Source organism: Pseudoalteromonas sp. 2CM41L (assembly GCF_023161905.1).
Lineage (GTDB): Bacteria > Pseudomonadota > Gammaproteobacteria > Enterobacterales > Alteromonadaceae > Pseudoalteromonas > Pseudoalteromonas atlantica.
In genome coordinates this window covers 92,306-114,252 of sequence record NZ_JALNTN010000012.1, presented here as the reverse complement: position 1 = coordinate 114,252, position 21,947 = coordinate 92,306, and the positions used below count along the sequence as shown (strand labels likewise).

Below are 21,947 nucleotides of genomic sequence, written 5' to 3'. Positions count from 1 at the left end.
TATAAAAAACGCCGATTGTTTAATCGGCGTTTTTTTATGCGTTTTGCAAAGTATGGTTTAGTTTTTCTAACCAGCTTTCTAATGGCTCAGGCCGGTGCAGATGGTATCCTTGTAGGATAACCTCAGGGTACTCTTGTAATAAGTCAAAGTGCGATTGATTCTCGACTCCCTCCGCTACCACTTCTAATTGAAACAACCTGCCAAGGCTGACAATCATATCAATAATTAATTTATCGTTGTTATCAGTGGGGGCTTCAAGCACAAATGAGCGATCTATTTTTAGCTCATGAATAGGTAACTGTTTTAAGTAGGTTAAACTTGAGTAGCCCGTGCCAAAGTCATCTATTGATACACGTACGCCCAGCTTTTTAAGGTAGTGTACGGCTTCAATGGCCGCTTCCATGTGATTAAGTAACGTCCCCTCTATTATCTCAATGGTGAGTTGCTGAGGATTAATATCAACACTTTTAATTTGCTCGCTTATAAAGTTTAAAAATCGCGGTTCATGAAAATGGCGACCGCTTATATTTACCGAAATATTCAAACTTGGGTGGCTGTATTTAAGCTTGGTAAGTAAATTAAGTGCATTAGTCGTAACCCAGCAGTCTAACTCAAAAATAACATCAGATTCTTCAGCTATTGATATAAATTCACATGGGCTTATAAAGCCTTTTTGAGGGTGATTCCAGCGCAGCAGTATTTCTGCGCCTTTTAACGTTTGCTTACTATCAAATTGCGACTGCAAAAATATAGATAGCTCATTTTGAGGAATGGCTTTTCTTAAGTCTTGTTCAATTTCAAAACGTCGTTTAGCTTGCTCGCCAAATGTGGTATCAAAAAATGTAACTCTGTTTCCGCCTTTTTCTTTGGCTTTATAGCAGGCTGCTTCACAATTTCTGATTGTCTCAATAGCACTTTCCCATACATCGTCTCGCGGGAAAATATAAGTGCCTATACTAATTGTTAAGCTAACCTCTTGCCCATCAACGTCAAAAGGGCGGTTGACTGCGTTTAAAAGCTCTTGTGCTTTGTTTTCGGCGATTGATTGCGCACGTGTACGCCCAATTCCTTTATCTACGCTACATAAAGCAGCAAATTCATCACTGCCTAAGCGTGCAATAATATCTTTTTTATCTACATTGGCATGAATACGCTGAGCAAGCTCCTTTAAAATATTATCGCCTGCTAAAAGCCCTAAGCCATCATTAATAGAGTGAAAGCTGTCAATGTCGATAATATAAATATAGGCACATGTTTTATCGCTACTGCACTCTTGCAGTTGTTGCTCTAACTGTTTTAAAAAGCCATTACGATTAGGCAGTTTAGTAAGCTCATCATGCCAAGTTAGGTAATCTATGCGCTCTTGCGTTACTTTTACGCTTGAAATATCACTAAAAACGCCAATGTAGTGAATATTGGTATCTTGCTCGCTCTTTACCTTACTAAGCGTTAATAGCTCGGGGTATAGCTCGCCATTTTTTCTTCGTGTTACAAGTTCACCGCTCCAGTAGCCAGCTTCATATGCGTGTTTCCACACTTCATCAAAGCTAATACTTGGGTGATTATTTTGTTTGATCTCTTTTAAATCCATTTCCAGCGATTCGGCTTCGCAATAGCCGGTAATTCTACAAAATGATGGATTAACCGCGATAATCTTGCCATCGCTATTAGTAATTACAACACCATCGGCGGTACTGGTAAGTGCCTGGTAAAATAACTTTTGCTTAGATGACAGCTGCTTTAGCTCTTCCTCGCGTTGGCTTAACTCTTTTGCAAGAGCTTCTATTTCGAGTAATTTGTCGTGTAAGTCAAAGTTTTTTTCAATGAGCCTGTCTAGCATGCCTTGCGAAGTAATATGTGTACGTATACGCGCTCTTACCAAAGCTAATTTGTAGGGTTTATGAATATAATCAATGGCACCCATTGCAAAGCCTTTCTCTTCAGACTCTTCTTCAGTAAGTGCGGTGACAAAAATAATGGGAATGCCTTTGGTATTTTGTTTAGCTTTTAATCTTTGACATACTTCATAGCCATCCATGCCTGGCATCATAATATCGAGTAAAATTAAATCTGGGCGCGTGGATTCAACAAACACAAGCGCTTGTTCGCCACTTGTTGAAATGCGTACATCGTAGTCTGCAAGTAAGCCTTCAACTAATACATGTAGGTTGCTAGGTTCGTCATCAACAATGAGTATCAAAGGCTTTCGCGGTTGAGTTACTGCAGTTTCATTATTGTTAGCGAGAAAGGTTGAATGCACACTAAATCCTTATTCTTTAATAACCCCTTAAAGTTAGTTTATAGTTGCCATAATTGTCTAGTTTTTATAGTTATTTCTGTATTTATCAATAAGTTTAATCACTAAAGCGTAGTTAAAGTTATCTATTGCCTCTTTTAGCTTGAATAATGGATGGGAATGATCGAATTTTTGAAGCGCAATTTCTCTAACTAATTTACTAGGAATAGGACGGGCAGATAACGCTAAAGAATAGATTTCATCAATTAATGTATCTGGATTTTGCCCAGAGCTCATAGCTTCTGGCTGATGATTATAAGAGTTTGTTACCAGTAGCTGTCTTACTGCATAAAGTGCTAAGGTCAATTGTTCATTAAAAACACTAAGATCGGTGCATGCGTTACTGCTCAGTTCTAACTCTGCTTTTTTAGCGCTTTGCTCTAGTAGCTCTAACCCTAGGGTGCCGGCTAAGCCTTTTAAGTTATGCATCGCTCTAGCTAATGTTTTATGCTCATTATTTTTCAAGTGCTTTACAGCTACCTCCATAAAGTGGCTGTAATCGGTATTAAACTTAGTGAATATTGAATTAATGAGTTCATTATTATCTTCAAGATTAGACCGTGCTACATTGAGGTTTAATGTACTTAACGTATGGGTTTTTGTTAGATGCTTTTCTATGCTGTCACAAAGCAGACCAAATAATAACGGCTTGACTAAATAGTCATCCATGCCTGCTCGAATGGCGGCTTTTTTATCATTAGAAAATACAGCTGCAGTTACAGCAACAATAGGCGTTGTATAACCCCTTTGACGCAGTATACGTGTCGCTTCTAGGCCATCCATCACTGGCATTTGAATATCCATAAAAATAATATCAATCGTGTTTTCTTCTACTTTAATGAGTGCTTCCTCGCCATTACTTGCAGAGATAACAGTCATATTCATTTTAGTTAATAGTGCTTCAAGAATCTCTTGGTTTACAGGGTTATCATCTACTGCAAGTGCGGTGTAACCGGTAAACTGTGGGTAAGACTCTCCTTCTTTAAGCTGTGTTGAGTCGGGCAATAATAAACGCATTAACTGAGAATCAGTGTGAGTATTACCTATTGTTATAATATCAATATGATCGCTATCGGGGACTGCCTGCGGATGCTCTTGATCGTTAATGAGTAAAATAAGCAGCAGTTTGTGTTTATTTTTTTGTTTTTGTAAGTACAGTTGCTGCAAAATAAAATTATCTTTTAGTTCTTTGTGTGACAACGTCATGATCACAATATTAAAAGGGTTACTCGGTTGAGACATTTTTGCAATTGCACGTAGCGGCTCTTGGGTAATTTCTGCAGTAATATCAGCGTTACTTAATAACTTAGTGAGTGATTTTATTTGCTCAGTATCGGGACTAATTAGTAAGGCATGCTTTTTAAGCGCTTCTTTGCTCGTCATTTTAAACGGTAGTGTAAAATAAAACTCACTCCCGACGTGGGGTGTGCTGCGTACTTGTATTTCGCCGCCTAGTAACTTGGTTAGTTGCTTACAAATAGTTAAACCTAATCCGGTGCCGCCATATTTACGTGTTGTGCTGGAATCGCCTTGGTAGAACGAGTCAAAAATTGAGGCGGTTTGCTCTGGCGTCATGCCTATGCCTGTGTCTTTAATACCAAAGCGTAACTGTATTTGCTGCTCATCTTGTGTTGTGGCCTCAATTGTTACAGTTACTTCACCGCGCTCTGTAAATTTAATGGCATTACCTACACAGTTATTAATAATTTGACTCAAGTGCAGTGGATCGCCCATCAGCTCAAGCCCTGCATCAACATGCAATACAAAATTAAGGCGCAACCCTTTTTGTTTCGCATTTACCGAAAATAAATTTTTTACATTAGAAACAACGGTATGCAAAGTAAAAGGGATTGATTCAAGCTTTACTTTGTCAGACTCAAGCTTTGAAAAGTCGAGTACGTTATTAAGTATTTGCAGTAAGTTTTGAGCACTAGAAAACGCTTTATCTGCATAGTGTTTTTGTTTTGCTGGAAGAGCGCTGCTTTGTAATAGCTGCAGCATGCCTAAAATACCGTTCATTGGAGTGCGAAGCTCATGGCTCATATTAGCTACAAAGTCACCTTTCGCTTGGTTGGCATTTTTTGCTTGGGTGATGGCAACTGTAAGCTCTTTATTCATTAATTCCATTTTAGAATTAAGCGCTTGGGTTTCTGCTAGTAGCTCTTTTGTTTGTTTGTTTTTTAAATACAGCGCATTAGCCGCGGTAATAACCGAGTTAATTTCATTTTGATGATGCTCATCACTATTTAGTGTTACTTGCTTTTCATTGCTCATATCATTTAACAGCTTAGTTAATTTCGCAATGGGCTTAATGACAGAGTTAAATATAAAAAAGGTAATTACTATTATGATAACAGTGATCAGCGCGGCAAAAAGGTTGGCCATTTCGGTACTTTTTAATACGTGGTCTCTTAGCTGCTGCTCGGTCTGGGTGAGCTTTTGCTTCTCTACATCCCTAATTTTTTCGGCTAGGTAAAGCAGCTCGTTTTCTATTCCTGTTAAAACTACATTTATCGAAAACGTATAGCTACGGGTTAAAATAACTAATTGGCTATACGCTTGCTCAAGCTCGTCAGTATTATTAAGTAGTTTAACATTAGCGGTTTCAATACTCGCCAGTAGGGTATTTAAGTGTGCTAGGTTATCTTGCACATTTTGTGCTTCATCATAATTTGGCTTGTGTAAATAATTGGTTGTTGCTTGTTCTATATTGCTAATAGTTAAAAGGGTATTCACTATTTTATTTTGCTTGCTGGTTAGCGTGTTTTTTTTAAGCTCATTAAGTTGTGCTTTTAGCGCTTCAATAGGTTGTTTGAACTGTGTAATGTACAGCTGCTCTCGTTTGGTTCTGTTAACGACTACGCGATTAAATGTATCTTGATAATTATTTAAGTACTCGTTAAGGCGCTTTATATTGTTTTGATAGTTTTCATCATACTCATTTAAATATGTACTTATCGTATCTAAATCCCTTTTTGCAGCATTTAAGTGCATATTAAACTTTTCAATGGTATTGCTATTAGCATGATCTAGATAAGCAATGGCTTGGCTTTGTAAAGAAATCACATCGTTTTCTAAACGGGTAACGGACTCGCTTTGTAATAAAGCTTTGTGCTGCGCATTTTGCAGCTCAAAAAGTGATTTTTGCGAATAATTGAATAGGTAACTTTGCAAAATTAATAAAGTAATTAATACGCATAGGGCAATTATTATTTTTGATTTTATTGAACGGGTTATCATTATCTGCTTATTAACTCATACCATTTTTGCAAGCTGTAATCGTAAGTCGGCATAACGCTATTCCAAACAGCTACATTGCTTAAGCGTTTTAAATAGCTACCACCATTTCGCTGCTCGCCGGCTTTTACTGCGACTTGTTTTTGGGTGTTTAGTAAGTCAACCGTAGTGGGCTTGCCTAAGTACCAGTAATCCCATTCACTTGGTGAAAGCATTGCTTTTGAGCGTTGTGGGTTACTAATGTAATACCCTTGGCGAGCAATAAATGCGCCGGCCCACCCCGAAAGCCACCAGTTCATGTAATCGTATGCGGCATCTTTTTGGTTATTATTAACCTGTGACGATAAGCACATTACCCCATGCCAGCCACGGTAGCCCTCTTTTGGAGCGGCAAATCGCACGTTAACATTTTGACTATTGAGCGCGGCCACAGCGGGGGAAAACATACTTTCTATGTGCACGCGTTGGCTTTTCATAAATTCAACAGACTCTGGCACCGAGTTCCAATAACCTGCAAAATGCCCTTGGCGTTTATAGTCAATTAAAATACTAAATAAACGGTCAAGCTCGGAGCGAGTAATCGCACCAATATCTTTAAATGTTATTAACCCTTTGCTTTGTGCTGCCAAGGCAAGGTCAAATAAGCCAATTGTGGGTGCATTTACAATGCCTACTTTACCCCGGTGGGCATCATCAAGTAACCAGCCCCAACTTTCAGTTTCGTAGGCAATACCAGGTATTATCTTAGCGGTGTTATAGCCAAAAGAGTCAACATTATGTACATAGGGCAAAAAGCTAATGTAATCGCTTTCGTTTGCGCTTAGTGTGCCGTCCTCTTGTACATTGAGTAATTTATAAGGGGCGTCGCCTGCACCTAATTTTGCATCGGGGGTGAGCTTCCCCGTTTTGGTTAGAGAATTTATTTCATTAAAGTAGGTTAGTCGTTTTTTTTCTATAGGCTGAATAGACCCCGCCCGCCAAAGTACATTAATACTGTTTGACCATTGCTCGTATAAATCAAATGAGCCAGGGTCCATGGAGGCTTTTTGTAATACGGCAGCACTACCGGCAGGGGAAAATTCTATATTTATGCCTAAATCAAGCATTGCTTGTTTACGAATGGCTTCTTGTAGCGTGACATGTGTTCCTAAGACTCTTAGGGTTACTTTTTTTCGGGCAAAAACATAAGGTACATGCGTAACTACGCCGGCGGTTAAACCGATGACAGCGAGCTTTTTTAATGTGGTGCGTTTAGGGGTATCCATTGTTTAAGCCAAAAGTATGATTGCTACAGATGAGATAATTTATAGCCAACAAAGACTAAACAAACAAGGAATGAGCAAATATAAAAGTTATTGTGTAGAAGATAAAAGAATAATAAGACGATGAAAAATAGGAAGTAATAGAAGAGTAGGAAAGTGGTGGAGCTAAGCAGGATCGAACTGCTGACCTCCTGCGTGCAAGGCAGGCGCTCTCCCAGCTGAGCTATAGCCCCACATTCCTAAATTACATAGTTGTAATTACTTGGCTGCTGAGTTCCAAGCGGGGTGAACTTTAAATATTTTTATAAATTTGGTCAAGTATTTTTTAGCAATATTTAACTGTTATCGTTTATTTTTGATAGACTCGAGAAAAATACCTCGCGAAACGACAAAAACAATGAAAAAAAGTATTTGTATACTTGCTTTGCTACTTGCAGGGTGTGCCAGTAATGAAGCGCCTCCTTATGAAATAAATAACAAGCAGTTTTATGAGAACCTGGATGAGCAAGGTAACAAAATATTTGCTTATGTTGTATCGGTAAAGGCTGAGCATCGCAGTAACATAAACTTAAATAACGGCGGGCGAGGCGAAAAAAGACCGAGCCGCTCTGATGTAAAACGTTACATAGAACAAGAACACTTCGAAGACTCTAGTGTGTTAAAACTTAAGCTTGAGGATGAAGCCGTCAGGTTTTTAAACGAAACCCTCAGTGAAAATAACTATTGTGAAAATAAACACGAAATTACACAAGTACTATGGCGTGACTTAAGTGTGCAGCTAAGAGGGCGTTGTTTGTAGTATGTTGGCCGATAAAGCAAAGCTTGCGCAGTTGTTAGCGCAATTAGGTATAAATTACGATGTAATAGAACACCCTGCGTTACATACCAGTTTAGATGCTGATGCATTTATGGTGGAGCGCCCAGGTACGCGACTTAAAAACTTGTTTTTGCGTGATAACGAGGGCAAAAAGCACTTTTTAGTAATTACCGCACACGACAAACAGCTCGATTTAAAAACCCTATCTAAGCAACAGGGGCTTTCTCGGTTGGGGTTTGCCTCTAGCGAGCGGTTAGCACGTTATTTAAAAGTGGCGCCCGGGTGTGTGTCTATGCTTGCTTTAGCAAACGATAAACAAAGCAATGTTACTTTGTGGCTTGATCAAGATATTTGGTTTAACAAGCTGTTTCATTGTCACCCGTTTGAAAACACCCAAACTTGGCTGCTTACAAAAAATGATTTAAATACCTTTTTTGAGCATACAGGGCATCACCCTCGGGTAATGTTTTTACCTTCTCGATAGCCTAAAGTGACTAAGACTAAACCAATAAAACACACACTCAGTAAGCAAAGCATAAATGCAGTTTGCCCTGAGTGTTGATAAACAATACCTGGCAATAACGAGCCCAGTGCCCCACCACTATAATAAAACGATACATACCCGCCATTCGTAACACTTGCAGGCGCTTTGCTAATCTTGTTAACAAGCGGAGCAGCGCTTGAGTGTATAACAAACATAGCAGCACAAAATAACGTAAACGCGATTAAAAACACACTCAGTTGCTGGCTTATAAGTAATACAATGCTTAAGTTATACACGATAAAAATCGCAGCAAGTAAATGCCAAGCTGAAGGCACTTTTTTAGCAAGCCAAGGTGTTGCAATAGATGCTAAAGCACCGATTAAGTAGCCGCTGTACACTAAGCCAATATCGCGTGTGTTTGTAATTAAAAAGGTGTTTTGCAAAATAAACGGTAGGTAATTTAATAAGGCTGCAAAGCAAAAAAACATGCAAAAAACGGCGCCATACAATTTTAGTACTGCCGCATCTTTTAGCTGCTTAATATACGTTAACGGCGTAAGTGCTGACTGATTAGATACCACAAAGCCCGTGGGCTTTATACTTATAGCCAGGCCAATAAGCACAATCGAAATAACATAATAAAAACTTTGCCAATGCCATACATCACTAAATAAAGCGGCTAATACTCGGCCAAAGTAGCCGCCAGCTATGGTACTGCCTATGTATAAGGTCATATTTTTTTGTAAGGCATCTGCGCTGTAACGTATACCAATAAAGCTTGTCATCGCGGTAAGCGCGGCAGGTAAGGTTAAGCCTTGTATAAAACGCACCAAAAGTAATAGCTCAAAACTTGGCGCTACTGTAAACAGTATGCAGCTCACTCCTAAAATAAACATAGCAATACGTAAAATAATAAGCGGGTTTTGCTTGGCTAAAAATAGCCCATAAACCAAAGGTGCAATTGCTAAAGGCAGCATGGTGACGCTCATTAAGCTGCCGGCAAGCGCAGGGGAAACGTTAAATTCGCTAGCAAATAAGCTCAATAAAGGCTGAGGTGCGTACAGCACAAAAAATATAAACACCGAGCAAATAAGTAAGTGAGCAAAACGCATTGTAGGGCTTAAAACATAAGCTGATAAGTTAGCCAAAGTATATGAAAAATGGCTTATATTTCATAGGTTAAATCATTAACAATTGCGCTAAATCAAAGTGTATATTCAGCCCTTTGCTAGATTAATGCTAATAGCACTGTTATTTGTACTCGTTGGTGATTAAAATAAACCTAATATAAGTTTTTAGTGGAACAAAGCCATGGGTTCATTACAAGACCAATTGCTGCAAGCAGGGTTAACAACATCGCACAAAGCTAAAGTTGCTAAGTCAGAAAAACGTAAGCAACAAAAAAAGCAAAAAAAAGGGGCTACCAGTAACCCAAGCGATCTGCAAAAGCACATACAGCAAACTAAATTAGAGCAGCAAAAAAAGGCTGAAGAACTTAACCAGTCGCGCCAAGAAGAGCTTAAGCAACGTGAGCAAGTTGCTCGTGTTAAGCAAATACTTGAGCACCATAACCAAGACTCTATCCGCGGTGAGCGTACCTTTAATTTTACTTACGATAACAAAGTAAAAGGGATAGACGTAAACGAGAAAACCCAAAAAGCGTTATCGGGTGGTCGTTTAGCTATTTGTGTACTGGAAGGGCAGTTTTACGTACTCGATGATGAGCCGGCGCGTAAAGTCGCAGAAGTTGATGAAAAGTACATTGTTTTTCATGTTGAACCTGAAAACAAACCAAAAGATGAAGACGACCCATATGCAGACTTTGAAGTACCAGATGATTTAGTATGGTAAGTGTCTGTTCAGTATTGTTTGCTAAAGTTAACAACAATGGCTGAAAACGTAGTCATGTTTGTTTGATCGCCTAACGTAAATTGATACGTATGCTTTTTACTAGATTGTTTACTACAATCAATAGACTATTTTCTAACCGTCAAAAAGAAGAGTGAATATAATGAGCAAGATGAAAGCACTAATAGTAGGCGCGGGTATTAGTTTAGCCGCAAGTTTTTCGTTTAACGCCGCCGCTGCTGATGGCGAAGCCCTTTACACCCAAAAAATGTGTCAAACATGTCACGGTGCAGAAGGTAAAGCACCTATTATGGGCGCATACCCTAAAATTAATGGTCAAAACAAAGACTATTTAGTGGCCCAAATGAAAGATATTAAATCGGGCGCGCGTAGCAATGGTATGACTGCCGCAATGAAAGCAATGGTTGCAACGGTAACGGACGAAGAGTTTGAAGCAATTGCTGACTACCTTTCAAAGGTAAAATAAAGCACTGCGTTTAAAAACGTATTATCGTTTTAAATTAAAGCGCAGCGTAAACAGCCACACAATTGTGTGGCTGTTTTGTTTGTGTTTGCTATAAAATTAATACTGCTTTAGACTTCTAAACATCTATTCGTACTTGTGTTGTTGTACGTATTTTAAAAGGCTGATTATGATTGATTTACCCCAACTAGATTTAAAAAATAAAGTGTCGGAGCAAGAGTGGCAATTGCGCGTAGATTTAGCTGCTTGCTACCGATTAGTTGAGCATTTTCGTTGGGGGGATTTAATATACACGCATTTATCGGCACGTTTACCTGGCACTGATCACTACCTTGTAAATGCGTTTGGCTTAACGTTTGACGAAGTAACTGCATCAAACCTAGTAAAGGTTGATTTGCACGGCAATATTATTGACGACACCCCCTTTAGCATCAACCCGGCAGGTTTTACTATTCATAGCGCAATTCACGAAGTGCGTGAAGATGCTCATTGTGTTATTCACTTACATACAAAAGAAACCATTGCCGTTGCTACACAAAAAAATGGCCTATTGCCACTAAGCCAATACTCTATGTTTTCGCTCCCTTCGCTGTCGTACCATGGCTATGAAGGGCTGGCTGTAAATGATGACGAGCGCAAAGTATTACAAGATGATTTAGGCAATACCAATCATATGCTATTGGTAAATCATGGTGGCTTAACCGTAGGCCCAACCGTAGGCGATGCCTTTATGCGTTTTTATGACTTGCAACGTGCCTGCGAAATTCAGCTTGCATTACAAGCCAGCTCACAAGAGGTTATTCCGGTGCCGCAGCCAATTATCGACAATATTTATAACCAAGCTAATGTGGTACATAGCGGCAGCACAGGTGGGCAATTAGCGTGGCCTGCCATGCTGCGAAAAGCGTACCGACTTGATCCCAGTTTTGCACAATAGCCTGCGTGGCTAATAAGGAATTTTAATGAAAGTAAATCGCGTAGAAGTATTTGATATTCATTGCCCAGAGCGTCCAGCCTGGACGCCGGTTTTTGTACGTATTCATACCGATGAAGGTATTAGTGGTGTAGGTGAGGCTGGTTTAGCTTACGATTTAGGCCACAGCGCAGCAGCAGCAATGATAAAAGAAATGGCTGATGCTTTTTTAATTGGGCACGACCCGTTTCAAACCGAAAAGTTATGGTCGCGTATGTTACGCGAAAGCTTTTGGGGTTTAGGTGGCGGCCCTGTTGTTTATGCAGCAATGAGCGCCATAGACACAGCACTTTGGGATATAAAAGGTAAAGCACTTGGTTTACCGGTATACCAATTACTGGGCGGCAAAGTAAACGATAAGCTACGTACTTATGCATCGCAGCTACAGTTTGATTGGGACAGCGAATTTAAAGCGTTAGTACAACCGCAAGAATACGCAGAAGCGGCGTTAAAAGCGATTGGCGAAGGTTATGATGCAGTAAAAGTTGACCCTATCCAATACGATAAAGACGGCAATACGTATTACGACCGTACTAAAATAATTTCTCGCGCCGAAATGAAGCTATACCGTGCTCGTATGCAAGCTATACGTGAAGCAGTTGGTGACGAAGTGGATATTATTTTTGAGTGCCACAGCTTACCTGGCGCGACCTCTGCTATACAAATTGGTGAAATAGCCGAAGAGTTTGATTGCATGTACTACGAGGAGCCAGTTAACTACTTAAATCATTCTTTACATGCAAAAGTAGCAGATAAAGTGGCAGTGCCAATTGCAGGCGGTGAGCGTTTATACAACCGCTGGGGTGTGCGCCCTTATTTAGAAGATCAAAGCATTGATGTACTACAACCTGATATCGGTTTATGTGGTGGCTTTACTGAAACTAAAAAAGTATGTGACTACGCCGATATTTTTGATGTGCGTATTCAGGCGCATGTATGTGGCGGGCCAGTTGCCACTGCCGCGTCGTTACATTTAGAAACCGCTATTCCTAACTTTTTGATTCATGAGCATCATACATATGCCATTAAAAAGTGGAACCGAGAGCTGTGCTTACAAGATCCACAACCAAAAAATGGCTTTTTTAAAGTATCAGAAGAGCCAGGCTTAGGCATTGAATTAAATGATGAGATTGTTATGCGCTCGCAGCGTGTAGAAATTAAATAATTTAAGCTTTATTTAAATACTATTGTTTAAAGTAAAAGCCGGTAAGTGATAACTCACTTACCGGCTTTTTTATAGCTGTGTTTCTCTAATACCTATGAGCAATACCATTTGAATAGATAGTGGATTAATTGGCAAGATTAATTGTACACGTAACGCCTTTTATCTCAGCGGTGGCTTTACTATCAAGGTGGCGTATATAGCAGCGATTATTGTTTATCATTAACTCAAATTGATCGGGAAAGTTAAGCTTTTGATTGGCTGTTATATCGCTACGGTTTGTGTTTTTAAGAGTAAAGGTACTGGTGTGAATAAAGATATCGTCAGCAAGCGTTACGTTTTTTATATGCATTAAGCGCTCTATAACACGCTCTACCGCTTGGCTATTTGGCTCGGTAAGTAAGGCATGATGCAGCTTAGGAGTAGGCTGCGTGTTAGATGCGCAACCACTTAAAATAGTTAAGATGCCAAGGGCTGATAATCGCGAATGTAATGTCATAGTCATTGCCGCATTTACGTAAGTGGTTAAATTTAATATAGCTTATCTAGGGTATGTTATAAAAATGCTTAGCATTTGCGTAGCTAAGGTTGTGCCATATTTTATTTGTTTTACACAAGGCTTGATGGCTATGCCAAACATCATTATAGCTTGCGTTAATTTGGCAAACCGGAAAGTTACTCGCAAACATAATGCGCTGCTCGCCAAAGTACGAGAACATAGTTTCAAAACAATCTTGTTGCTGTTGTAAATTCAACGCTAAAAGCTCAAAACCCGAAAACTTAATCGCTATATTATTGTGCGCACTTAACATGCGAATGCTTTGCCGCCAGTTATTAATATTATTAGGTAGGCCGCCATGGTTTATTATTATTTTTAGCTGAGGCAGCGCCTTTGCGTAACGAGCAAGCTGAGCGGCTATTGCGGTATTTTCAAGCTCAAACTGGGCTTCATAATGCAGCCCTTGCTGGCAAAGGGATTGCAAATTACTAAAGCACTCTGGATTTAATAATCGCTGTGCATCTGCGCCTTCGGTGATATCCCGTATGCCTATTAAATGCGGGTGGGCAAGGGCGTTTATTGCTTTTGCAAATTGCACAGGTGCGCAATCTAACTGAGCGTAACTAATGGCTTTAAAGGGAAGCTTTTTTAAATGCGCCGTTAGCCAATTAAGTTCGTTAATGGGGGCGTTGTTATCAAAACCAGCCTCTACATGTACTATGCCGGCGAGGGTAAAGTCGCTGCTCTCTAGTAGCTCTTTTTCGCTAATAGGTTGTTTTATTAACTCTAAATTTGGCCATGCTGGTGGGTTTTCGCCTTGCAGCCAAGTATATTGCCCCTCGGCAAGGTTAAAAAAATGCACGTGGGGGTCAATAATTTGCAGGCTCATCGGCATGTGCTCATTGTGTGGTATATCCGCCATCAATATTTTGTAGGCTACCGGTTATAAAGCTTGCATCATCACTTGCTAAAAAGCTAACTAACGCGGCAACTTCATCAGCTTGTCCTAAGCGGTTTAGCGGTTGAAGGCTTGCCTCTTCTGCCACTATATCGGCCTTGTTAGCCCCACTTTTTTTACAATAAGCATCTATCGCGTTATGAAATAGAGGGGTTTCTATTGTCCCTGGGCATACCGCATTCGCGCGAATATTAAATTGGGCGTAATCAAGTGCTGTAGTTTTTGCCATAGAAGCAAGAGCATGCTTTGTCAGGTTGTAGGCAAACGAGTTAGGTTTACCAATTATTGCCTGATCTGAGGCTATTAAAATAATGGCGCCATTGTTTTGCGCTTTCATGCTGGGTAGTACACTTTGTACAGCCGCATAGGCCCCTTTAACGTTCAATGCAAATAATGCATCGAAAGTATGCTCATCGGTATCCTCAATGCTAGCACTGAGGTGTTTACCAGCGTTAGAAACAAGTACATCTATGCGTGAGCTTTGTTTACAAATGGCCGTAATACATGCTTTTACAGCACTAACATTACTCACATCGCATTGATGAAAAACCCCCAGCTCGCTGTACTCAATATCCAAATTGTGCACCGTGTAGCCATTTTCAATAAAGCGTTTTACAACCGCTAACCCAATGCCTTTTGTACCGCCTGTAACAATAGCAACCTTAGACATACTTGCTCCTAATTTAAGGTGTGTGATTAGTGAGAGTGACCACAGCCGCCTTCAGCGTGAACATGGCCATGCGAAATCTCTTCACTGGTTGCTTCACGAACCGATACCACTTCTAAATCAAACGTTAGCGTTTTGCCTGCAAACGGGTGGTTTAAATCGCAATCTGCATTAAAGCGGCCTACTTTAACTAATGTTACCTGGTGTTGGCCTTGGTTTGAGTGCACCATCGCAGTCATACCTGGTTTCCACACTTTTACGTCACCTTGTAGGTGCTTAAGCGGAATACGCTGAATTAAATCGTCAACGCGCTCACCGTATGACTCGCTAGGCTCAAGTGTTACGCTAAACTTATCGCCTGCGGCTTTGCCTTCAAGGGCTTTTTCTAAGCCAGGAAGCATGCCTTCGCTGCCATGAATATAGCTAAGAGGCGCGTGGTTTACACTGCTTTCTAGTTGCTCGCCCGCTTCGCTTAATGTGTAATGAAATTCAACTGCTGAATTTTTGCTAATTTGCATGCTTGTCTCTTTAAGTTTTTGACTAAGTTAAAAGCCGATTTTACGCGAAATACCGAGCTTTATAAACTCAGCGTGGTTGAATAAGTGATTTTTGTAGATCTTGCAGTAAATCTTGTTTTTGCTGCGGCTGTTTGGGTTTTTCTGCCTGGGGAATAAATAGCGTTAATTGCGTGCCAGGCTTTAAAATGCTTGAGGCACTTAAGTTGTTCCATTTAGCTAAATCACTGTGTGGCACTTCGTAAAGCTGACTAATGCTCCACAAGCTATCGCCTTGTTTTACTTCATAGTCTATTTCAAGAGTGGGGATCGCGACTTCTTGTGGCTCTAAATAAGGACTAATTTGATAATCTATAGTGAGCGATTTGGGGAGCGTTTTAGGCTGTCCAACCAGCAGTTTTTCCCCTATGCCTATCATATTATTTTGTTTGCCATTGAGCTGCTTTAACGCGTTTACCGACATGCTGAAGCGCCTTGCAATGCTGTATAGCGTATCATTTTTTTTAACAATGTATTCGCCTGCAAAATTAGACTTAAAAAACTGACTTTTTAACAGTGCTTCTTGGCCGACAGGTAAAAGCAATGAGTGGGGGCCATTAGGTGAGCTTTGATTTTTTAAATAGCCTTGGTTAAGCGCGTGCAACTGTTTTGAGCCAACCCCAGAGAGCTTAGCGATGACCGAAAAATCAAACTGTTGGCCAACATTCATTTGCGTTGTTATTGGTTTATTAGCCAGTTTAGGGCGCTTAAAACCTTTTTGCGGGTGTTTAACTAAGTAGCTTAGCGCTAACAGTTTAGGTACGTAGTCGGCCGTTTCTTTTGGCAGCTTTAGAGAAAAGTAATCGGTACTTTTACCGCGTTTTTTATTTCGCTCAATGGCTCGTTTAACACGCCCCTCACCACTATTATAAGCCGCTAAGGCGTGTAGCCAGTCGCCATCAAAGCGTTTGTGTAAATAGCTGAGGTATTTAAGTGCGGCATCGGTGGAGGCAAGTACATCTTGTCGTCCGTCATACCACTGATCGGATTTAATGCCAAAATGATGCGCTGTGGCGGCCACTAACTGCCACACGCCTACTGCTTGCTGCGATGAGGCAATGGTGGGTCTAAAATCACTTTCTACAAAGGGCAGTAAAGCCAGCTCCATAGGCAGGCGCTTTTGCTCAATTTTTTTTACGATATGATACAAATAAGGCGCGGCGCGTTTATTTACCGTGGGTAAATAGTTAGGTTGTTTTAAATACCAGTTAATACGCTTTTTTAAGGCGCGATTTTGATACACCGTAAAATGTAGGTTGTTGGCAATATGCGCCCATAGGTTTTTAGCTTTGGCGGGGCGCTTTTTTACAATTGTTTTTTTTGCCTTTACTGGCGGCGCAGTATTGGCTTGCTGTAATTGTTTTGGCTGTACAGGCTCAAGCTCTATTTGGTTTTCGTAGCTTGGCTCAAAGTGAGTAAAAATTTGTGGTGCGTCTGTTTCGGGTTGTGTTTGTGTGCTGTTACAGCCATACAAAAAAATAATTACACAACTTACAAGCAATCCACGCATCTTCATCTCTTATCTACAATCCTTTATTTTATAACACTACTGCGCGTGCTCAATTAACTGGGCGCGCTTAAGCCCAGCCTGTAAAAATAACTGGCTCGACTTTGTATTTAACGCTTCTTGTTTATATGGTGTTAAAACATCCGCAGGGAAACTCTCAGTAAGTTGCTCAAGCGTTTGTTTTTTATTGTTTTTCACATGGGTTATTAAATTTGTTAAAAACAATAAAGGCTGCTTAAGTTGCGCTTTTTCAAGCGCCCCGCCGTGGCCGGGAAGTATTGTACGCAAATTAGGCTGATTAATATAGCGTTTGAGCAAGGCTTGCCAATTTTGTAACTGGCCGTGGCCTGGGTAGGGTAGCCAGTCAACAATATCGCCGCCTATTAGCAGCGTGCCATTATTGGTACTAAGTGTTAAATCGCCGTTTGTGTGGGCTTTTTCGGGCGTTATTTGTACCGCAAAGTTACCTAAATCAATACTTTGTTGCTCGCTGATTACGGTGCTAGGTGATTTTAAGTGATAGTTTTTCCAACGTAAAAAACGTTGTTTAGCTAAAGAGAGCTTTTCGCGCCACTGTGTTTGCTGTTGCTCGGGCAATGTGGCTAAGCGCTGATAGCTCAACTCTATACTTTTTTCATAGCCTGCTAACTTATCATCGTAAGCCTGTTGGTAGGTGGCAAAATTATCGGCTACCTGTTTATGCGCTATTAGCTGCGCTTTTGGGAAAGCGTTTTGTAATACGGCCATGCCGAGTAAATGGTCGTCATGAAAGTGAGTCGCAATTAAATAACAGAGCGGGGTTTTAAGGTGTTTTTTTAATTGTTTTGCCAGTGCTTCAACGGCTGCAAAGTTTCCGCTTGCATCTACCATGAGTGCGCATTGCTCGCCTTCTATGAGCACTTGGTTGGAATCGTAAAAACGTAGCTTATCTTGTTGTTTTAAAAATTGTACATTTTCGTTTATTTGCTGCCAAGTAACCGCTGCCTTACTAGAGTGAGAAAATAGGCTAAGGGTAATAAAAAGGGCGGGGATTACAGTTACTAAAAGGGGTTTTAATGTCATTGTGTGTCTCTGCGCAGCATTTATTTACCCTCATAATAAACAAAAAGCGCACGGGGCGCTTTTTATTTTTTTATTGGGTCACTCGCCAAGCATTGGCTGAGTTTATCAATGAGTTGATCTTGCTGCTGTTGCTCTACACTGGCATGCGTTTTAGCTTCTAGCAACTCATGGCTAAGTGTAAGTGCTGCTAAAAGTATCGCCTGTTGTTCGTTGCGAACTGATGAGCGTTGCTTTGTTTGCTCAACCAAGTCATTTAAATTTTGTGCTGCTGCTATTAATGCATCTTCTTGCCCAACCGGGCATGCAAACTGCTGCTCTTTACCTAGCAACTCAACTGTGACCCGCTGGTTTTGCAGCTCAGACATTAGCTTGCCTGTTGTGCGCTTTGTAGTTTATCAAGTAAGCCTGTTAACGTAGAGCTGGCATCTTTTTGCTTTTCTTCGTTTTCAAGGGCTTCTAGTTGTAAAATTTCGTTTTCGTCACTTAGTTTTGCGTTTTGCTCTTTTAAGCTAGCAACATCTGTTTGTAATTGGTTGTTGCGCTCGATAAGCGAGTCAATCAGTTGTTCGAGTTGTTGAAGAGTTGTGTTGTTCATAAAGGCGCTCATATAACTGTAATTAATGTCATGCAAATGTAAAGCAAAGTGTGTTGTTTTGCCAGCATTTACGGTGGTTTTAGCACAATTTTATTGTTTATTAAGTGATAATTCAGGGTGGCGGCTTTTTTGTTCATAAATGGTTCACTTAACTGCTCGCAAAGCGGTGTATAGGTTGCCAAAATACAGAGCTTATGGTTCACTGCCGATATTAAATTGCGTATAGCGAAAATTAACAATGCTTAGTTACAGACACTCTTTTCATGCAGGTAACCCTGCCGATGTGCTTAAACATTTAGTACTTGCACAGGTACTTCAATATCAAACTATTAAAGATAAACCCCTCGATTATATTGATACCCACTCTGGTGCGGGATTTTTTGAGTTAAGTTCATCTGATGCCCAAAAAACACAAGAATACAAAGAGGGCATTGCTAAGCTTTGGCAACATAGCAGTGAGCACGAGGCGCTAAACGATTATATTGCATTAATTAAATCGTTTAATGATGGGGATGAACTGGCGTTTTACCCCGGTTCGCCAAAAATTGCTGAGCATTACTTACGTCGTCAAGACAAAGGCTGGTTTTTTGAATTACACCCGCGCGATTTGCAGTTACTTGAGCAAAACATGCAAGGTAAGCGCTCTATTCGCGTACGTGGCGAAAACGGTTTTGCCGGATTAATAGGGCTACTTCCGCCAGCTTCGCGCCGTGCATGTGTGCTTATTGACCCACCTTATGAGATAAAAGACGATTACGAAACTGTTGTAAGCACACTAGTTAAGGCGCACCAGCGCTTTGCAACCGGCACATATATGATTTGGTATCCCGTTGTTGATAGAGAGCGAATCAATACAATGGAGCAAGGGCTGATTGATTCGGGAATGCGTAATATTCAATTATTTGAGTTAGGCACGCAAGCGGATACTGACGTACACGGTATGACGGCATCAGGCATGATTGTTATTAACCCACCGTGGAAATTAAAACAAACTATGGACAGCATATTGCCTGAGTTAGTTGAGCTTTTAAGTGAGCCTAGCGGGTTTTATAGAAGCGAGCAGTTAGTCGACGAATAACTGCCTGCCATTATGTAAAGTAAAAGCCCAGCTGGGCTTTTATTTAATTAAAATAAACCGCATTAAAGGTGGCAAGCGTGTTGCCACTGCTATCTTTTAATTCTAAAGACTCACCTTCTATAGCCCACTTTTGCGTGTTATTGAGCATGTTTAACATAGCCGCTTCTTGCTCCATGCTTTGTGAGCACATTTTCTTTGTACTTGCCAATTGGCTAAACGAAATTGAATGTTGCTCTGTGCTATAGCTACCACTGACATTATTACACCCTAAAAAGCCGTTAACGCGGTTATCTTTATCAAATTGTATAAATGGCTCTTTTGTTCTTACACTGACTGTTTGCGCGTTAATTGTAACGGCTTTCCAGTATGTATTTGTAAGGGTAACATCGCTTTTAGGTGAGGCGACTTTTTCAAGCTCAATTTCGTGAAGAATCCCAGAGTTTGCATTTTTAAAAGGGTCGTACTGCATTGTACTGGTATAAAGAACCTTGTCTTTATTAATGATTCTAGCGGTGAGGTTATAGCGGTGTTTATCAACAATGTTGTTGTCATCATAAGCTAGCTCCACGGTATACGGCGGTGCTTTATTTATATCAATTACTTGTTGCGTAATTATTTCGGCTTTTACATCTGCTTTTGACACATCAGATAGCGTTACAATTAGTTGTGAGCCAGGGCGTGGCATACTGCGATCTTTATAGTTCACTTGCGTGGTTAAACCCATAACGCTTTTTTCTTGTACTGTGGATTGTGATTCGTTAGCTGGTTTTTCACAGCCCGCTAATGTGAGTGCACTTAGGGCTAATAAACCTAAGCCAGTAAATGTACGTTTTTGAAACCTAAATTGCTGCTTTGCCATGCTTGCGCTCCTTATTCCTATATTGCTGGTAAGTGTAGGGGGGAGGAGCTTAATCATGGCTTAATTTTTTTAGCCACAAAAAAAGGCGCTAATGCGCCTTAATATAATGCTTTAACGCTATTTTTTTACAAACTTTGTTAAAATAACAATACGTTGGCCGTCTACTCGCCCTTCAATATGTTCAGGGTTATTTGTTAAGCCTATATTGCGTACTGCTGTGCCGCGTTTGGCGGTCAAGCTACTACCTTTAACGTCTAAGTCTTTAATTAAAGTAACCGTATCGCCAGCTTGTAGCACTACGCCGTTACTGTCTACGTGTTTTATATCGTCATCTTCAGCAAGGGCTTTTTTGGCCCAAGCAAGGGTGTCTTCTTCTAGGTAAATCATGTCGAGCGCATCTTGTGCCCAGCCATTATCAACAGCTAAGCGCGTTAGCATTCTGTAAGCCACTACTTGTACGGCAGGTGTTTGGCTCCACATGCTGTCGTTTAAACAGTGCCAATGTGTTGGGGTAAGCTCGCTGTTGTTTTCTATTTGATCTTTACAGGTTTGGCAGGTGTAAATGCATTTGTCTGAATGGGTTTCGGTAACAGGAGGCACTTCGTAAACAGATAAGTGTTCGGTTGCGCTGCATAATTCACACTGGTTATTACTGCGCTCGATTAAGGCTTTTTCAATACTCATAAGGCGTTCTTATATAGGAAGAGGTTTACATTTGGCCGTATTATACCCTAGCAAAGGTAGGCGGCGATACTAATCCCTTAAATTTTGTGCGGGTATTGGGTTAATGTATTTATCTTCTATGCGTTTTATGTAACCACTACTATGTAAGAGCGCAAGTGCTTGGTTAATTTTAGGCAGTAACGCTTTGTGCTTAGCAAGTAAACGCACTCTTAAATAACCATGCGAATGCTGGGCGCCAAACTCAGTATTAATATTTAATTGTTTAGACCAATACGCTGCGGTATGAATACCCATAATAGCAACGTCAATACGCGCTTTAGATAATGCAATCATTAGCTCTTTTTCAGAGGGAAAATCGACGCGGTTAAATTTTGCATCATCATGGTAGTAGTAGCCAAGTACTGTACCAACCTCTTTAGAGTATAAACTTTGCTTAGTTTGATACTGCGCGACGTTATCAGGCAGCGCGACAATCATTTCGGTTGCGGGGATCAGCGGCTCTGAAAAAATATAGTAAGGATTATCTCGCTCGCTTTGCGCTAACCATTTTAAAGAAATTACATCAAAATCAATAAAGCCGTTTTCTAAATATTTGGTAATTCGCTTAGTGGGAAGCTCAACGTGATTGGCGGTAATATTTGCTTGCGCCATTAAAGCGGTGATTATTTCTGGCAAAATGCCGGGTTTTTCTGGGTTGCCGGTGTAAAAAGGGTAGTGACTACCTGACGCACTGACATTGTAATTTAGTTCTGGCTGGTTTTGCTGGGCATGAGCAAACGTAGCAAGATGCAAAATAAATAAGGATAAAAACAACTTTAAAAAAAACAAATACGCAACCTCTGCTAAACTTTTAACCTTGTGTATTATGTAATTTAACTCCGCTTGCAATGATTCTAGAATCTTCATAGCAGTTGAATTACA

General features: G+C 40.4%; 22 protein-coding genes and 1 tRNA gene. 7 read left to right on the top strand and 16 right to left on the bottom strand.

Annotation, left to right across the window (positions count from 1 at the left end; translation table 11 throughout):
• Positions 1-34: 34 nt before the first annotated feature.
• The 4 genes from MTF64_RS14240 to MTF64_RS14225 all read right to left on the bottom strand — a co-directional run bounded on the left by MTF64_RS14240 (position 35) and on the right by MTF64_RS14225 (position 7,028).
• A complete protein-coding gene (locus MTF64_RS14240; RefSeq protein ID WP_248451781.1) occupies positions 35-2,260 on the bottom strand; it encodes an EAL domain-containing protein in 2,226 nt (741 codons plus the stop codon).
• Positions 2,261-2,317: 57 nt separating this feature from the next.
• On the bottom strand, positions 2,318-5,536 hold the full coding sequence (locus tag MTF64_RS14235) for an ATP-binding protein (RefSeq protein WP_248451779.1): 3,219 nt from the start codon (positions 5,534-5,536) through the stop codon (positions 2,318-2,320).
• On the bottom strand, positions 5,536-6,798 hold the full coding sequence (locus MTF64_RS14230; RefSeq protein WP_248451778.1) for an extracellular solute-binding protein: 1,263 nt from the start codon (positions 6,796-6,798) through the stop codon (positions 5,536-5,538). Before MTF64_RS14230 ends, MTF64_RS14235 begins: the two co-directional genes overlap by 1 nt.
• Before the next feature lie 154 nt (positions 6,799-6,952).
• Positions 6,953-7,028 (bottom strand) — tRNA-Ala (locus MTF64_RS14225).
• A 164-nt stretch (positions 7,029-7,192) separates the two neighbouring features.
• Between MTF64_RS14225 and MTF64_RS14220 the strand changes: the two genes are divergently transcribed.
• Entirely contained in the window at positions 7,193-7,594 is a 402-nt protein-coding gene (locus MTF64_RS14220) for a hypothetical protein (RefSeq protein ID WP_138611310.1), read from the top strand.
• A 1-nt stretch (position 7,595) separates the two neighbouring features.
• Positions 7,596-8,096, top strand: coding sequence for a prolyl-tRNA synthetase associated domain-containing protein (locus tag MTF64_RS14215; RefSeq protein WP_248451777.1), 501 nt, complete (start codon positions 7,596-7,598; stop codon positions 8,094-8,096).
• Here the strand turns inward: MTF64_RS14215 and MTF64_RS14210 are convergent.
• On the bottom strand, positions 8,063-9,208 hold the full coding sequence (locus tag MTF64_RS14210; protein WP_248451776.1) for an MFS transporter: 1,146 nt from the start codon (positions 9,206-9,208) through the stop codon (positions 8,063-8,065). The genes MTF64_RS14215 and MTF64_RS14210 overlap by 34 nt on opposite strands.
• A gap of 199 nt (positions 9,209-9,407) precedes the next feature.
• On the opposite strand from MTF64_RS14210, the gene MTF64_RS14205 reads away from it, so the two are divergent.
• The 4 genes from MTF64_RS14205 (at position 9,408) to MTF64_RS14190 (ending at position 12,566) form a co-directional block, all read left to right on the top strand.
• A complete protein-coding gene (locus MTF64_RS14205) occupies positions 9,408-9,947 on the top strand; it encodes a DUF2058 domain-containing protein (protein ID WP_004587650.1) in 540 nt (179 codons plus the stop codon).
• Between the two features lie 160 nt (positions 9,948-10,107).
• Positions 10,108-10,431: a c-type cytochrome gene (locus tag MTF64_RS14200; protein ID WP_004587649.1), complete on the top strand. Its 324-nt coding sequence runs from the start codon at positions 10,108-10,110 to the stop codon at positions 10,429-10,431.
• A 166-nt stretch (positions 10,432-10,597) separates the two neighbouring features.
• Entirely contained in the window at positions 10,598-11,365 is a 768-nt protein-coding gene (locus tag MTF64_RS14195) for a class II aldolase/adducin family protein (protein ID WP_024031462.1), read from the top strand.
• 25 nt (positions 11,366-11,390) lie between these two features.
• A complete protein-coding gene (locus MTF64_RS14190; protein WP_248451775.1) occupies positions 11,391-12,566 on the top strand; it encodes a mandelate racemase/muconate lactonizing enzyme family protein in 1,176 nt (391 codons plus the stop codon).
• Between the two features lie 124 nt (positions 12,567-12,690).
• On the opposite strand, the gene MTF64_RS14185 is transcribed toward MTF64_RS14190, so the two are convergent.
• From MTF64_RS14185 to zapB, 8 genes are all read right to left on the bottom strand, one after another.
• Positions 12,691-13,062 carry a hypothetical protein gene (locus MTF64_RS14185; protein ID WP_248451773.1) on the bottom strand — a complete coding sequence of 124 codons (372 nt, stop codon included), beginning with the start codon at positions 13,060-13,062 and terminating at the stop codon, positions 12,691-12,693.
• 46 nt (positions 13,063-13,108) lie between these two features.
• Positions 13,109-13,951, bottom strand: a complete 843-nt coding sequence (locus MTF64_RS14180; protein WP_248451772.1) for an amidohydrolase family protein — start codon at positions 13,949-13,951, stop codon at positions 13,109-13,111.
• A gap of 10 nt (positions 13,952-13,961) precedes the next feature.
• A complete protein-coding gene (locus MTF64_RS14175; protein ID WP_029772595.1) occupies positions 13,962-14,690 on the bottom strand; it encodes an SDR family oxidoreductase in 729 nt (242 codons plus the stop codon).
• A 26-nt stretch (positions 14,691-14,716) separates the two neighbouring features.
• Entirely contained in the window at positions 14,717-15,205 is a 489-nt protein-coding gene (locus MTF64_RS14170; protein WP_024031457.1) for a peptidylprolyl isomerase, read from the bottom strand.
• 67 nt (positions 15,206-15,272) lie between these two features.
• On the bottom strand, positions 15,273-16,751 hold the full coding sequence (locus tag MTF64_RS14165; RefSeq protein ID WP_248451771.1) for a LysM peptidoglycan-binding domain-containing protein: 1,479 nt from the start codon (positions 16,749-16,751) through the stop codon (positions 15,273-15,275).
• 36 nt (positions 16,752-16,787) lie between these two features.
• Positions 16,788-17,810, bottom strand: a complete 1,023-nt coding sequence (locus MTF64_RS14160) for an MBL fold metallo-hydrolase (protein WP_248451770.1) — start codon at positions 17,808-17,810, stop codon at positions 16,788-16,790.
• Between the two features lie 62 nt (positions 17,811-17,872).
• Positions 17,873-18,175, bottom strand: coding sequence for a cell division protein ZapA (locus tag MTF64_RS14155; protein ID WP_004587640.1), 303 nt, complete (start codon positions 18,173-18,175; stop codon positions 17,873-17,875).
• Positions 18,175-18,405 carry a cell division protein ZapB gene (gene zapB, locus MTF64_RS14150; RefSeq protein WP_024031454.1) on the bottom strand — a complete coding sequence of 77 codons (231 nt, stop codon included), beginning with the start codon at positions 18,403-18,405 and terminating at the stop codon, positions 18,175-18,177. The genes MTF64_RS14155 and zapB overlap by 1 nt, the downstream gene beginning before the upstream one ends.
• 238 nt (positions 18,406-18,643) lie before the next feature.
• On the opposite strand from zapB, the gene rlmJ reads away from it, so the two are divergent.
• Positions 18,644-19,483 (top strand): 23S rRNA (adenine(2030)-N(6))-methyltransferase RlmJ, encoded by an 840-nt coding sequence (gene rlmJ, locus MTF64_RS14145; protein WP_064386993.1) that lies wholly within the window; start codon positions 18,644-18,646, stop codon positions 19,481-19,483.
• A 43-nt stretch (positions 19,484-19,526) separates the two neighbouring features.
• Here the strand turns inward: rlmJ and MTF64_RS14140 are convergent, their stop codons facing one another.
• The 3 genes from MTF64_RS14140 to MTF64_RS14130 form a co-directional block, all read right to left on the bottom strand.
• Positions 19,527-20,342 carry an META domain-containing protein gene (locus MTF64_RS14140; RefSeq protein ID WP_248451769.1) on the bottom strand — a complete coding sequence of 272 codons (816 nt, stop codon included), beginning with the start codon at positions 20,340-20,342 and terminating at the stop codon, positions 19,527-19,529.
• A 117-nt stretch (positions 20,343-20,459) separates the two neighbouring features.
• Positions 20,460-21,026, bottom strand: a complete 567-nt coding sequence (locus tag MTF64_RS14135; RefSeq protein WP_004587636.1) for an alkylphosphonate utilization protein — start codon at positions 21,024-21,026, stop codon at positions 20,460-20,462.
• Positions 21,027-21,095: 69 nt separating this feature from the next.
• Positions 21,096-21,854: a transporter substrate-binding domain-containing protein gene (locus MTF64_RS14130; protein ID WP_248451768.1), complete on the bottom strand. Its 759-nt coding sequence runs from the start codon at positions 21,852-21,854 to the stop codon at positions 21,096-21,098.
• Between the last annotated feature and the right edge of the window lie 93 nt (positions 21,855-21,947).